This is a genomic window from Actinoplanes sp. NPDC051861, from assembly GCF_040681145.1.
Classification (GTDB): Bacteria; Actinomycetota; Actinomycetes; order Mycobacteriales; family Micromonosporaceae; genus Actinoplanes.
Map to the genome: position 1 here is coordinate 185,103 of NZ_JBFAYE010000020.1, position 13,661 is coordinate 198,763.

Below are 13,661 nucleotides of genomic sequence, written 5' to 3' on the forward strand. Positions count from 1 at the left end.
CCGTGGAAGCCGTTGTCAACGTCGACCTCGGCGGACCGCGGATCAACCGGCACCTCTACGGCCACTTCGCCGAGCACCTGGGCCGCTGCATCTACGGCGGATTCTGGGTCGGCGAGGACTCCGCCATCCCCCACCAGGGCGGCATCCGTCTCGACGTGGTCGAGGCGCTGCGTGACCTCGGCATCCCGAACCTGCGCTGGCCCGGCGGCTGCTTCGCCGACGAGTACCACTGGCGCGACGGTGTCGGGCCGAGGGACCAGCGGCCGGTCATGGTCAACACCCACTGGGGCGGGGTCGAGGAGAACAACCACTTCGGCACCCACGAGTTCCTGGCCCTCTGCGAGTTGCTCGGCGCCGAGCCGTACATCAGCGGCAACGTCGGCTCCGGCAGCGTGCGGGAGATGAGCGAGTGGGTCGAGTACCTGACCCGTGACGGCGACTCGCCGATGGCCCGGCTGCGCAAGGCCAACGGCCGCGACGAGCCGTGGCGGGTGCGGTTCTGGGGCCTGGGCAACGAGGCGTGGGGCTGCGGCGGCAACATGACCGCCGAGCACTACGCGCAGGAGGCCCGCCGCTTCGGCACCTACAGCCGCGACTACGGCGACAACAAGCTGTACAAGATCGCGGCGGGCGCCAACGGCGACGACTACCACTGGACCGAGACGCTGATGAAGCAGCTCGGCCATCTCGGCTGTCAGCACATCCGCAGCACGGGGTACCACGCCCTGTCCCTGCACTACTACACGCTGGCCGGCCCGTGGGAGAACAAGGGCTCGGCCACGGCCTTCGACACCGCCGAGTACTACACGACGATGGTGGCCGCGGCCCGGATCGAGGAGCTGATCGCCGGGCACGCGGCGGTGATGGACTGCTACGACCCGGGCAGGAGCGTCGGCCTGGTCCTGGACGAGTGGGGCACCTGGTTCGACGTGGAGCCCGGCACCAACCCCGGCTTCCTGTACCAGCAGAACACGCTGCGCGACGCGCTGGTGGCGAGCGTGCACTTCGACGTCTTCCACCGGTACGCCGACCGCCTCGTGATGGCCAACATCGCGCAGACGGTGAACGTGTTGCAGGCCATGATCCTCACCGACCCGGAGACGGGGGCCCTGGTCCTGACGCCCACGTACCACGTCTTCCGGATGAACCGAGGCCACCAGGACGCGACGTCGCTGCGGGTGGACTTCCGTGACGCGCTGCCGTCCCGCCCGGTCGGCGAGGCCACCCTGACGACCGTCTCGGTGTCGGCGAGCCGCAAGGACGGCCGGTTGCTCGTCTCGCTGTCCAACCTCGACGCCTCCTCCCCCGCCGACGTGGAGATCGAGTTGCGGGGCGGCGCGGTCGAGGCGGTGGACGCGGAGATCCTGACGGCGGGGACGCTTCAGGACCACAACACGCCGCAGGCGCCGTCGACGGTCGCGCCGCGCCCCTACGACGGGGTGTCGGTGGACGGCGGCAGGTTGCGTGTGCGGCTGCCGGCGCACTCGTTCGTCACCGTGAGCGGCGCCCTGTGACACAGACCCTGTGACACAAACCCTGTGATGACGGTCCGGGCCGGGACTCAGGTCACCGACCCGGACCGTGGCAGGGGTGGACGTCAGTCCGTGCGGTACTCGGCCCGGTCGAAGTCGGCGTACCCGCCCTCGGCGCCCAGGTCCTGCACCCACAGGCCGACGAACGCGCCGGTGAAGCCCCAGGCCTCGGGCTCGCCGGGCACCATGGTCACGGCGTACTCGTCGGACAGCGTGGTGGCGTCGAAGGTCCGGGCGAGGTCGCGCCAGACCGGATCGGCGTCCGGCGAAGGGGTCCAGGCGAAGGTCAGCACCGGCCCGTCCAGGCGGGCACGCAGGCCCACCCGCCGCACGTCGCCGAGCGGTGTCCGCAGACCCGGAGCCGCGGTGACGCGCCCGCTGTCGCAGCACAGCACATCCAGGACGGCTGAGCCGTCGTCGTCCGCGGTCACGTGCAGGTAGTACCAGTTGCGGGAGTTGTAGTACGCCGTGATGCCCGCGAGCTGCCGGAAATTGCGGGGCTCGAACTCACACGTCGCCGTGAACGTGCTGCGCTGTCCCGTCACCCGGCGGGCCACCAGGCTGGGCCGGTGCCGGGCCATCGGCGACTGACCGCCGTGGATCCGCAGGTGGGAGGGGCGCGTGGACAGGTCGATCCAGCCCGCGCCGGCCGGGCGGCGCAGGGTCGACCAGTTGGGGCCCAGCACCGGCGCGTCGAAGTGGTCGTCCTCGAACTGCTCGGACGAGACCGACGGCGGTCGCGGCGTGATGCCGGTGGGCGCCGGGACGTCCTCGGCCGGCACGCCGTCGCAGATGCGGGGCCACCCGTCCGCCGGCCAGTCCACCCTCTGCAGGGCGGTCTCGCGCCCGAGGACACAGCGGCCGGACGGCTCGTACGGCCGGGCGACCAGGTGCGCCAGGTACCACTCACCGGCCTCGGTCCGCACCAGGCTGCCGTGGCCGGCCTTCTGCAGTGCCAGGTCCGGGCGGCCGGAGGAGGTCAGCATCGGCCCGCCGGGGTCCACCTCGTACTCACCGAGCAGTGTCCGGGACCGGGCGACGGTGACCTGATGCGTCAGGGTCGTGCCACCCTCCGCCGTGACCAGGTAGTACCAGCCGTCCTTGCGGTAGATGAGGGGCGCCTCGGTGAGGCCCGCCTCGGTGCCTTCGAAGATCAGGTGCTCGGGGCCGGTGAGACGGCGTTCGCCGTGGTCGTAGCGCTGGAGGGAGATGCCCGCGAAGCGGTTGCGGCCCGGCCGCCAGTCGGCGCGCATCGACAGCATCCAGGTGGTGCCGTCCTCGTCGTGGAACAGCGACGCGTCGAACCCGCGACCGTGCAGGACCACCGGGTCCGACCAGGGACCGGCCATGCTCGGGGCGGTGACCAGGTAGTTCTGCGGGTCCCAGTAGCCGCCCGCGAACGTTGCCACATCGGTGTAGAGCAGGTGGAACAGCCCGTTGGCATAGCTGAGGTTCGGCGCCCAGACCCCGCACGAGTCGGCGGTTCCGGTGAGGTCGAGAAGTCGCCGCTCGGTCAGCACGCCGCCGAGCGGCTGCCAGTCGACCAGGTCCGTCGAGTGGTGCACCCGTACACCGGGGTACCACTCGAACGTCGACGTCGCGATGTAGTAGTCCGAACCGACCCGCAGGATCGACGGATCCGGATGAAAGCCCGGCAGCACCGGGTTCCGGATCATGCGGTGGCCGGTCCCCTCACCGACGCCGGCGACGGCGGCCTTGGCGATCGTCATATGGAACCTTCCGCTGATAGCGGCGCGGCGGCCGGAGCCGCCGCGCCTGGGTGGAGAAAGGGATCAGCTGGTCCGGCAGGTGACCGTCGGCCAGGTCCAGTTGCCGTTGGCCATGATCGTGACGCCGAAGTTGTTACCGGCGCCGTTCGGCCGGGCCGTGACAGTGCTGCCACTGCTGCTGACCGAGGCGTTCCAGCTGTTCTGCAGGCTCTGACCGCCGTTGAGGTTGAGCGTGACGGTCCAGTTGCTGGTGTTCTGCACCGAGACGTTGAGGTTGAACCGGTCACCGAACTGCTGACCGGCCGACAGGGTCGCCGTGCAGTTGCTCGGGTTCTGGGTCGGGCCGGTGGTGGGCGTCGTCGGGTTGCTGCCGCCACCCTCGCGGACGGTGATGTCGGAGCTGCCGCTGCTCTGGTAACCCTCGGTCGCCATGATCTGGTAGCTGTGGTTGGTGCCGAGGTTCAGCCCGGCCCGCGCCCACGCGTCGAAGTGGTTGGCGATCGTGATGGTGCCGGAGCTGCGCTTCGACTGCCGCACGCTCCAGAACTGGTAGAACGTGGCGGTGCCGTCGATCGACGGCTGGTTGACCCGCTGGCTGCGCAGGATGTCATACGTGCCGCCGTCGCTGGTGACCGTGCCCATCCGGGTGGCGCCGCTGCTCGGGTTGTAGCTTCCGAAGTTCTCGACGATGTAGTACTCGATGAGCGGGCTGCGGGTCCATCCGTACAGCGCGAGGTACGTGTTGTTGTTACCCGGGTTGTAGGTGCCCGAGTACGTGACCGTGCGCCGGGTGCCGGTGGCCCAGCCCTTGCCGCCGACCCAGTTGTTCGTGCTGTTGCTCCAGCTGCTGGAGTAACGGCCGTCGGCGCGCAGCGTCATGCTCGCGTTGCCGCTGTCCTTCCAGAACGAGAAGTAGTAGCCGTTGTGGGTTCCGGTGGCGTTGGAGCTGACGGTCCGGTCCGCCTCGGCATGCGCGACGCCGGCCATGGTGAGTCCGGAGACAACCATCGCCACGGCACAGGCGGCGCCTGCGAGCAGACGGATGCGGCCGCGTCTGCGGCGCGTGGGGTTCGCGAGATCTGCGGTCATGTGAGCGCTTCCTCCTGACGGAAGGGGCTGCCGGGGACACAGCCCCACGGGAACGACTGACCACATCGGGGAGTGGATCGACGTCGTCCCTCGGGCGGGGATGACGGCCATTGAGGCCCGTCATTGCGAGATCGTGGCCCGCCGGGCAGCACCTTGTCAACAACTTTCGGTAACCCAACGGAAATACCGAGGTTGATCTTCTTAGGACATCGCTCAGCGTTAGACCAGGTGAAAGCAGAAGAGCAGGCTACGGTACGGGGACTGAGCACACCGAAATCGCAACATGGGTACGCGAGGAACCTTCTCGACTCCGAAAGTTACGAGAGTTTCGAGAAGCCCGTCACCAGGTCCGCGACGGTGTGCGCCCTGACTCCGGGGACGTCTCCCGCCACCGCGCGGACGTGGCCCTCCGCGGCACCGGCGAGTCCGTCGTACACGGCGGCGAACAACTCGCGCACGGGTTCCCGCAGCCATCCCGGCGGCAGCAACCGGAGCGGCAGGTGCGGGTCGAGGACCGGCAGCCGCCGATAGGTGTTCATGACCTCGGTCCGGGCGCTGACCGCCTCGATCCCGGTGACGCGGCCCGCACGGGCGCGCGGCAGCACCGGGCTCCACCGCTCGAGGAAGGATTCGTACTCCCGCGCGATCCCGGCGGTGTCCCACGCGTCGATCGGATTGCGGCGGACCGCCGCGTCCAGCTCGACGTGACTGGCGCGAAATACCGTCAGCGTGCCGAGGGTGAGCTCGGCAAGGCGCGCCTTGGTCTTCGCGCCGAGCTCGTGCGGGGAGACCCAGAGCCCGTCGTACAGCGGCGCGTAACCCATCCAGCGCAGCTGATTGCGCAGCCCGCGCCGGAGCGCGCCCTCCCCCTGCGGCAGCGAGAAGGCGATCAGCGTCCACCGCTCGTCCCACGGCTGCGCGGCGCCGGGCGCCAGGATCGCGCTTCCGCCGACGGCCAGGAAGGCGGCGGCGGCCGCCGTCAGCCGGTACGAGCTGCGCCGCCCCTCCCGGCGGCCCTCGATCACGCCGCGACGGGCCAGGCGGCTGAGCGCCGTACGCGCGCCGGCCGGGCTGACTCCGGTCTCGGCGAGCAGCGCGACCACGGCTGCGGACGGCAGCCAGGCCCGCGATCGCAGGGTGTAGTCCGCCAGCAGCGTCACCGCGAGGTCCTGGGGCGAGTTGCCGACCTGCCGCCGGGGGAGCCGTACCGACTCGGCGACGTCCTCGGGAAAGATCTCGTCGATGTCGTACGGGCTGGACACCACCCGAGAATATCGACCCTCATTGATTGACAGTTCGCCGCCCCGGGTCAAAACTAACTGTCACACATCGGGGAGATGTACCGGGTCGCTCACGACCGACGAAGGAATCAAGCCGATGAAGAGAACAAGGAGTCTCCTGCTCGCCGCCACCGTGGCCGTGGCGGTCGCGAGCCTGGCGGTGCCCGCCGCACGGCCGGCGTTCGCCGCCTCGCTGATCGAGGTCACCAGCTTCGGTGACAACCCCGGCGGCATGCGCATGCACGTCTACGTACCGGACAGCCGTCCCGCCAACCCGGGCATCGTCGTGGCCATGCACGGTTGCGGCGGCTCCGGGCCCGGCTTCTACTCCGGCAGCGAGTTCGCCGGGCAGGCCGACCGCTACGGATTCGTCGTCATCTACCCCAGCGCCCAGCAGCAGGCCGGGTTCGGCAACTGCTTCGACACCTGGTCGGACGCCGCCAAGCGCCGCGGCGGAGGCAGCGACCCGGTGTCCGTCATCTCCATGATCACGTACGTCCAGCGGCAGTACGGCGGCGATCCCAACCGGGTCTACGCGACTGGCAGCTCGTCCGGCGGGATGATGACCAACCACATGCTCGCCCTGTACCCCGACGTGTTCAAGGCCGGGGCGGCGTTCATGGGCGTGCCGTTCAACTGCTTCGCGAACGCCGCCGACTATCCGCCCGGCGCCAGCAGGTGCACCGGCGGCAGCATGGACCGGACCCCGCAGCAGTGGGGTGACGCGGTGCGGCAGGCGTACCCGGGCTACGCCGGCACCCGCCCGCGGGTCCAGCTGTGGCACGGCACCAACGACACGCTCGTGCCGTACTCGCTGTTGAACGAGACCATCGAGCAGTGGACGAACGTCTTCGGGCTCAGCCAGACGCCGACGTCGTCGGACACACCGCAGTCCGGCTGGAACCGGCGCCGATACGGCACCCAGCTCGAGGCTTACAGCATCCAGGGCGCGGGGCACAGCCTGCCCAGCGGCGGCATGGCGGCGGCCGCCGTCGCCTTCTTCGGTCTCAACGGTACGGGTGATCCGTCCACTCCCCCCTCGTCCAGCCCGCCGCCGTCCGGCCCGCCGTCGTCGAGCCCGCCGCCGCCCTCGGGCTCGTGCCAGGTGACCACCACGGTGAACGCCTGGAACTCGGGCCTCACCGCAAGTCTCGCCATCGCCAACACCGGCACGTCGGCGGTCAACGGCTGGTCGCTGGCCTTCACGCTGCCGGGCGGGCAGTCCATCACCTCCGGGTGGAACGCCACCTATTCGCCGTCGTCCGGTCAGGTGACCGCGAGGAACGCGAGCTACAACGGCGCGATCCCGCCGAACGGCACGGTGACCATCGGCTTCCAGGCCACCCACACCGGCAACACGGGCAAGCCCACCGGCTTCACCCTCAACGGCAACGCCTGCACGTCGTGACCGAAGCGGTGAGGCGGCGCGGGACCCGCACCGCCTCACCACTCGCGGTGTCAGCTCAGGCTGAACCGCTGGTTGGCCTGCCCGTTGCAGTCGTAGATCTGCACCTGCTGGCCGTTACCGGTGCCCCACACGTCCAGGCAGCGCCCGGACTGCACACCGGTGATGGTGCCGTTGGAGTTGACGTTCCACTGCTGGTTGGCCTGCCCGTTGCAGCTGTAGATCTGCACCGCCGAGCCGTTGCCGGAACCGGCCGCGTCCAGGCACCGGTTGCCGTACACGGTCAGCTGCCTGCTCGACGTGAGCGTCCACGTCTGGTTGGACTGGCCGTTGCAGTCGTAGAGCTGGACCCGCGTGCCGTTGTTCTGCGTCGCGCCCGGCACGTCGACGCACCGGCCGGACTGGGCGCCGAGGATCCGCCCGGACCCGGCCGGCGGGTTCGAGGTGGACGGCGAGGGACCCGGCGACGAGGGGCCCGGGGACGACGGGTTCGGGCTCACGGAGTTGAGGGCGTTGAGCACCGAGGTGTACGCGGCCTTCTTGTTGCCGTTGCCGTCGAACAGCAGCGGGCTCTCGTTGGAGCGCCACGAGTCGCTGTCCCGCACGCCCCACACGGTGATGCCGATGCAGCGCGGCACGTTCAGGCAGGCCTGGGTCAGCCCGGCGTACTGCGAGGTGGAGGAGTTCGTTACGTCGACCTCGGTCAGGGCCACGTCCACGCCGAGAGCGGCGAAGTTCTGCAGCGTGGTCTGGAAGTTGCCCGGCAGCGAGCTGCCGCCGGTGAAGTGCGTCTGGAGACCGACGCAGTCGATCGGCACGCCACGGGACTTGAAGTCCCGGATCATGTTGTAGACGCCCTGCGTCTTGCCGTAGGACCAGTTCTCGATGTTGTAGTCGTTGTAACAGAGCTTGACCGACGAGTCGGCGCTGCGCGCGGTCCGGAACGCCACCTCGATCCAGTCGTTGCCGGTGCCCTGCAGGTTGGAGCTGCGCCGGCTGCCGTCCTCGTTGAACGCCTCGTTGACGACGTCCCAGGCGGCGAGCTTGCCCCGGTAGTGGGCCATCACGCCGTTGATGTGATCGATCATCGCCTGGCGCAGGCTGCTGCCGCCGAGGCTCTGCATCCAGCCCGGCTGCTGCGCGTGCCAGGCCAGGGTGTGGCCGCGGACCTTGAGGCCGCGCTGGGTCGCCCAGTTGTAGATCTGGTCGCCGGAACTGAAGTTGAACTGCCCGCGGTTGGGCTGCAGGGCGTCCGGCTTCATCTCGTTCTCGGCGGTGATCATGTTGAACTCACGCGCGGCGATCGTGGTGTACTGCGAGTTGCTGAGCCGGCCGGCGGCGATCGCCGTGCCGAAGTAGCGGCCCGACTGAGCGGCTGCGGCGCCCAGCGTGCTCTCCGCGGCGCTCGCGTTCGGCATCACCGCGAGGACGGTGGCTGCCCCGACAGCGGCGACAGCGCCGGCGAGCAGTGTTCGAACCCGTAACGATCGGGATCTGGTTGCCACAGGGGCGTCCCTTCTGACCTGGAAACGATGAACTTCAATGCGACTACCGAAACTTTCGGACTACGACTGCACGACGGCGTCGTCCAGGTAGTAGCCGTCGGTGCCGGAGGTGGTCTCGACGTACCAGGTGGCGCCGGTCAGGGTGCCGGTCCAGGAAACGGTCGCTGTGCCGGAGAGCTGGGTCCAGCCGGAGGAGCTGACGGTGGTCGCGGGTGTCATCGAGACGTAGCTGGTCGTGCCGCCCGCCGTGAGCGCCAGGGTGGCCTTGGCCGTCGTGGCGCTGCCGCCCTGGGTGCGCACCCACACGCTGCTCGTGTACGAGCGCCCGCTCACCAGCTGCGACGTGACGTCCTGCCCCGCCCCGTTCCAGGACGCGGTGCGACCGGTGACCGCCAGCGAGCGCGAGCCACCGTGCACGACGCCGGAGTCGGACGACAGCGTGCCGCTGCCGAACATGCGCCAGCCCGTGGTGCCGTTCTCCGCGTTGCCGTTGGCGAGCACGCTGGTGGGGGTGCTGCCGCCACCGGCGAACTGCCACCAGTTCATGTTGAACAGCGAGCCACTGCCCCCGGCGAACCGCAGGTACAGGTCCTGGGTGCCGCTGACACCGCTGACCGGGCAGCTGACCGTGGTCCAGGTCTGCCAGCCGCCGGTCGCGGCGACCGTGCAGGTCCCGGCGAGGGTGCCGGTGGCGCTGCCCAGTCGCACCTCGATGCGGCCACCGGCGCCCGCGGAGGCGACACGCGCCGAGAACGAGGTCGCACCCGACCCGAATGCGACGCCCTTCACCTTGATGTAGTCGCCGTTGTCGATGTAGCCGACGTTCATGCCGCCCTCGCTCGACGGCTCGGTCTCGACGCCCGAACTCCAGGCGATCGTCTCGGCCTCCTGACGCACGTACGGATTGAACGTGCCGTTCTGCGGCGCCCCGCCCGTGGTCATGTTCATCGTCGGGATGCTGCCGTCGGCGTTGTAGCTGAACCTCTCCACGGCGACCGAGCGCGTGAATCCGCCGCCGCCGGGCAGCGCGCCGTTGTGGTAGAAGAAGTACGAGCTGCCGTTGAAGTCGATGACTCCGGCGTGGTTGGTGAAGCTGCTCCCCTGCGTCGGCATGACCGTGCCGCGATACGTCCACGGACCGGTCGGGCCGGGCGCGGTGGAGTACCCGATGAACTCCGAGCAGCAGTTGGCGGCGAAGACGTTGTAGTAGAGCCCGTTGCGCTTGTAGACCCAGGGCCCTTCCTCGTACAGCGTCGGCCGCGACGTGTTGCCGGTCCGGGTGCCGAAGCCGGCCGTGGTGAGCGGGATCTGCTGCACACCGCCGCTGAAGCTGATCATGTCGGCGTTCAGCCGCACGTACCAGAGGTTGGGGTTGCCCCAGTAGAGGTAGGCCTGCCCGTCGTCGTCGATGAACACCGACGGGTCGATCTCACCGTTCTCGGCGAGCGGGCGCCCGATCGCGTCGGTGAACGGCCCGGTCGGGCTGCTGGACACACCGACACCGATGGCCATCCGGCCGGTCGAGCGGTTCTTGACCGGCACGTACCAGTAGAACCTGCCGTTGCGCTGGACCACCTGACCGGCCCACGCGTCCGCGCTCGCCCAGCTGAAGGTGGCAAGGCTCATCGGCGAGCCGTGGTCGGTCCAGTTGACCATGTCGGCCGACGAGTAGACCCGCCACTCCCGCATCGTGAAGTAGGTGGAGTTGTCCTCGTCGTGGCCGGTGTACAGATAGACACGGCCGTTGTGCACCAGCGGCGCCGGATCCGCCGTGTAGATGGTCTGCACAATCGGGTTGTCGGCGTGCGCGGCGGACGGGACGGCCAGGGTGGCGAAGACGAGCGCCAGGGTCCAGAAGAGCTTTCTCAGCATCAGACACGGCTCCATCGCTGGTTGGCGGCGGCGGTGCAGGTCCACAGCAGGACCAGCGTGCCGTTGGCGGTCAGGTTGCGGTCGACGTCCAGGCAGAGACCGGAGGCGACGCCGCGGACGGTGCCGTCGGCGTTGAGGCTCCACTGCTGATTGGTGCCGCCGTTGCAGTCCCAGAGCTGGACCTTGGCGCCCGCGGTCGCGCCGATCGGTGCGTCGAGACACTTGCCGAGGGCCTGCAGCGTCTGGCCGGTGCTGGTCCAGCGTTGATTCGTGCCGCCGTTGCAGTCCCAGATCACCGGCTGGGTGCCATTTGTCGCGCTTCCATTGGGTACGTCGAGACAGCGCCCCGAAGCAGCGCTGACAACCGTGGTCGTGGTCGCCGGGGTGCTCGTGCCGCCGCTCACCCGGTACACCACCGTGCCGTGGCCGGGGACACTCGCGCTGATGCTGCCGGAGGTCGACGTCGTGGCACCGCTCCAGGCGTCCTGCAACGTGAACGAGCTGCCGGACTTCCCGATCGCCGCGGCGGTCGTGGAGACGGTCGTCGTGGATCCGCCCTGGTTGAACAGAGCGACCGCGACGTCCCCGTTGGCCAGCCTCTTCGCCAGGACGCGACGCGTTCCGTCGTACGAAATCTGGTTTGCCTGAAGGCCGAGCGTGTCCTGATTGATCGCGATGAGCCGGGGGTTCTTCAGGATGGTCTGGGTGGCCGTGCTCATCGACCGGAGGTCGTTGCCGGCGATCAGCGGCGAGGCCATGACCGCCCAGAGCGCGAAGTGGCTGCGCTGCTCGGTGTCGGTCATGCCGCCGCGGCCGACCTCCATCATGTCCGGGTCGTTGAACGCGCCGGGCCGCGCCCAGCCGGCGAGCGGCACCGTGACGTCGACGATGTTCTTGACGCCCATCGGATATCCGTTGGTCTGCCCGGTGTCCCAGGCGTCGCTGATGTCCTCGGTGGTGCGCCACATGTTCGCGACGTCGCCCCAGTTGCGCTGCGGCCCGGTCTTGGCGTGAATGCTGTTCGGGTTGATGCTGTACACGATCGGGCGCCCGGTCGCCGCGAGGGCGTCGCGCATCTTGGCGAACGTGGTGACCTGGTCGTTGATCGAGCCGGTCGGCGAGCACCAGTCGTACTTGAGGAAGTCGACACCCCACGCCGCGAACTGCCGGGCGTCCTGCGCCTCGTGGCCCTGGCTGCCGGTCGCGCCGGGATAGCTGCCGAAGTACTGCGCGCACGTCCTGTCCAGCGGGACCTGGTAGATGCCGAACTTGAGGCCCCGGTTGTGCAGGTAGTCGCCCAGTGCCTTCATGCCGCTCGGGAACCGGTTCGGGTCGCCCTGCAGGTTGCCGGAGGAGTCGCGGTTCGGGTTGAACCAGCAGTCGTCCACGACGACGTACTGGTAACCCAGGTCGCGCATGCCGCTGCTGACCATCGCGTCGGCCATCTGCCGGATCAGCGTCTCGTTGATGTTGCAGCCGAACGTGTTCCAGGTGTTCCAGCCCATCGGCGGGGTGCGGGCGACACCGTTCTCCAGCGCACTCGCGGCGGTGCCGGGTACTACGGTCGCGGTGCCTGCCAGCAGTAACAGCCCGGCGGCGAGCAGGGTCTTGAGCCGTTTCATCATCGCCTCGTCCACAGTTGGTTGGGGGCATTGGTGCAGGTCCAGAGGATGGTGGCGGTGCCGTTGGCGGTGGCGCCGCCGTTGACGTCCAGGCACAGGCCCGACTGCGCGTTGCGGATCGTGCCGCCGGAGGTGAACGCCCACCGCTGGTTGGCCCCGCCGCTGCAGTCCCAGATGATCGGCTGGACGCCGTTGGTGGTGCTGCCGTTCGGGACGTCCAGGCAGCGCCCGGAAGCGGTGCCGACCAGAGCGCCGCCGGTGCCGGATACCGGATCACCGATCGTTCCGGGTACCGATCGCAGGGCCGCGTACCAGGTGGCGGCCATCTTGTCGTAGCCGCCGGCGGTCGGGTGGATGCCGTCGATCAGGTCGGCGGTGGTGAGCGCGGCGTGCATGTCGACGAGGTGGACCCGGCGGCCGGCGGAGACCTTGCTCTGCACGATGCCGGGGATCGTGGCGTTGAACGCGCGGGCGGCGTTCTCCTGGCCCGCGTTGGCCAGCGGGATGATCGTGGCGACGAAGACGTCGGCCGACGGCACCGCGGCGGTGATCCGGTCGATCAGCGTGGAGAGCCGGCCCGGCGCACCGGATGCCACCGTTGGACTCGGCCGCCGCCGGGCCGGGGTGGGCGGCGATCGCGGCGGCGAGGACGGTTGCGAGGAACCACCGTCGTCTTCTGGGCATGGCGCGGCCTCCTTGGCGTTCAAGGGGAGTTTGTTATCGCTCACAACTGCTTGAGTCCGAAGGTTGCCAGGATGTTTCAAGACATTCAAGAGGTTCTCTCTCGTGCATTTATCGTCGAGAAATCTGTTATGCCAGAGCGAGTTCGATAGTCGGCTCTTGTCATTTTCGAAAACGCGCTGAACCATTGGGACTGATCGATGGAAACGCTCCCATGAATGTTCGGTTCCAGGAGAAGACCATGACGAGATTCGGATCAAGGAGCGCCGGCGCGTTGTCGGCCGGCGTCGCCCTGCTGGCGTCGGTGACGGCCGTCGTGGCGCTGCCCGCGGATGCCGCGGCCGCCGGATGCTCGGTGAACTACGCCGTGTCGTCGCAGTGGCAGGGTGGATTCGGCGCCAACGTGTCGATCACCAACCTGGGTGACCCGCTGACCGGCTGGACGCTGACGTGGACGTACGGCGCCGGGCAGACCGTGACGCAGGCGTGGAACGCGACGGTGACGCAGAGCGGCTCGGCGGTGACCGCCAGGAACGTCTCCTACAACGGTTCCGTCGCGACCAACGGCACCGCCTCGTTCGGTTTCAACGGATCGTGGACCGGCAGCAACCCCGTGCCTGCCGGCTTCGCCCTGAACGGCGTGGCCTGCACCGGGTCGACCAGCCCGTCCAGCCCGCCGCCCTCGTCGCCACCGCCCTCGTCGCCGTCACCCTCGGCCTCGCCCTCGACGCCGCCGGGGAGTTGCTCGCTGCCGTCGAGCTACCGCTGGTCGTCGACCGGTGTGCTGGCCAACCCCCGGTCGGGATGGGTCTCGCTCAAAGACTTCACCCACGCGCCCTACAACGGCCGCCAACTCGTCTACGCCACCACCCACGACACCGGCACCTCGTGGGGCTCGATGAACTTCGGACTGTTCACCAACTGGTCCGAGATGGGCTCGGCCAG

At 69.1% G+C, this 13,661-nt stretch carries 10 protein-coding genes; 3 read left to right on the forward strand and 7 right to left on the reverse strand.

Annotated features, from left to right (window positions below):
- Window positions 1–2 precede the first annotated feature (2 nt).
- Window positions 3–1,514 carry an alpha-L-arabinofuranosidase C-terminal domain-containing protein gene (locus AB0M02_RS36510; protein ID WP_364235581.1) on the forward strand — a complete coding sequence of 504 codons (1,512 nt, stop codon included), beginning with the start codon at window positions 3–5 and terminating at the stop codon, window positions 1,512–1,514.
- Window positions 1,515–1,597: 83 nt separating this feature from the next.
- Here the strand turns inward: AB0M02_RS36510 and AB0M02_RS36515 are convergent, their stop codons facing one another.
- From AB0M02_RS36515 to AB0M02_RS36525, 3 genes are all read right to left on the reverse strand, one after another.
- Window positions 1,598–3,262: a glycoside hydrolase family 43 protein gene (locus AB0M02_RS36515; RefSeq protein WP_364235583.1), complete on the reverse strand. Its 1,665-nt coding sequence runs from the start codon at window positions 3,260–3,262 to the stop codon at window positions 1,598–1,600.
- Window positions 3,263–3,325: 63 nt separating this feature from the next.
- Window positions 3,326–4,351, reverse strand: coding sequence for a glycoside hydrolase family 11 protein (locus AB0M02_RS36520; RefSeq protein ID WP_364235585.1), 1,026 nt, complete (start codon window positions 4,349–4,351; stop codon window positions 3,326–3,328).
- 317 nt (window positions 4,352–4,668) lie between these two features.
- Window positions 4,669–5,613: a PaaX family transcriptional regulator C-terminal domain-containing protein gene (locus tag AB0M02_RS36525; RefSeq protein ID WP_364235587.1), complete on the reverse strand. Its 945-nt coding sequence runs from the start codon at window positions 5,611–5,613 to the stop codon at window positions 4,669–4,671.
- Window positions 5,614–5,728: 115 nt separating this feature from the next.
- Between AB0M02_RS36525 and AB0M02_RS36530 the strand changes: the two genes are divergently transcribed.
- Complete coding sequence (locus AB0M02_RS36530; RefSeq protein ID WP_364235589.1) at window positions 5,729–7,039, forward strand: PHB depolymerase family esterase; 1,311 nt, start codon at window positions 5,729–5,731, stop codon at window positions 7,037–7,039.
- A gap of 50 nt (window positions 7,040–7,089) precedes the next feature.
- On the opposite strand, the gene AB0M02_RS36535 is transcribed toward AB0M02_RS36530, so the two are convergent.
- Genes AB0M02_RS36535 through AB0M02_RS36550 form a run of 4 tightly spaced genes read right to left on the reverse strand, consistent with a single transcriptional unit; the run spans window position 7,090 to window position 12,631 of the window.
- Window positions 7,090–8,541 carry an endo-1,4-beta-xylanase gene (locus AB0M02_RS36535; protein ID WP_364235591.1) on the reverse strand — a complete coding sequence of 484 codons (1,452 nt, stop codon included), beginning with the start codon at window positions 8,539–8,541 and terminating at the stop codon, window positions 7,090–7,092.
- Window positions 8,542–8,601: 60 nt separating this feature from the next.
- Window positions 8,602–10,413: a family 43 glycosylhydrolase gene (locus AB0M02_RS36540; protein WP_364235593.1), complete on the reverse strand. Its 1,812-nt coding sequence runs from the start codon at window positions 10,411–10,413 to the stop codon at window positions 8,602–8,604.
- Window positions 10,413–12,038, reverse strand: coding sequence for a ricin-type beta-trefoil lectin domain protein (locus tag AB0M02_RS36545; RefSeq protein WP_364235595.1), 1,626 nt, complete (start codon window positions 12,036–12,038; stop codon window positions 10,413–10,415). The genes AB0M02_RS36540 and AB0M02_RS36545 overlap by 1 nt, the downstream gene beginning before the upstream one ends.
- Entirely contained in the window at window positions 12,035–12,631 is a 597-nt protein-coding gene (locus AB0M02_RS36550) for an RICIN domain-containing protein (RefSeq protein ID WP_364235597.1), read from the reverse strand. The genes AB0M02_RS36545 and AB0M02_RS36550 overlap by 4 nt, the downstream gene beginning before the upstream one ends.
- 326 nt (window positions 12,632–12,957) lie before the next feature.
- On the opposite strand from AB0M02_RS36550, the gene AB0M02_RS36555 reads away from it, so the two are divergent.
- Window positions 12,958–13,661: non-reducing end alpha-L-arabinofuranosidase family hydrolase (locus AB0M02_RS36555; RefSeq protein WP_364235600.1), on the forward strand; the 704-nt coding region annotated here is incomplete at its 3' end.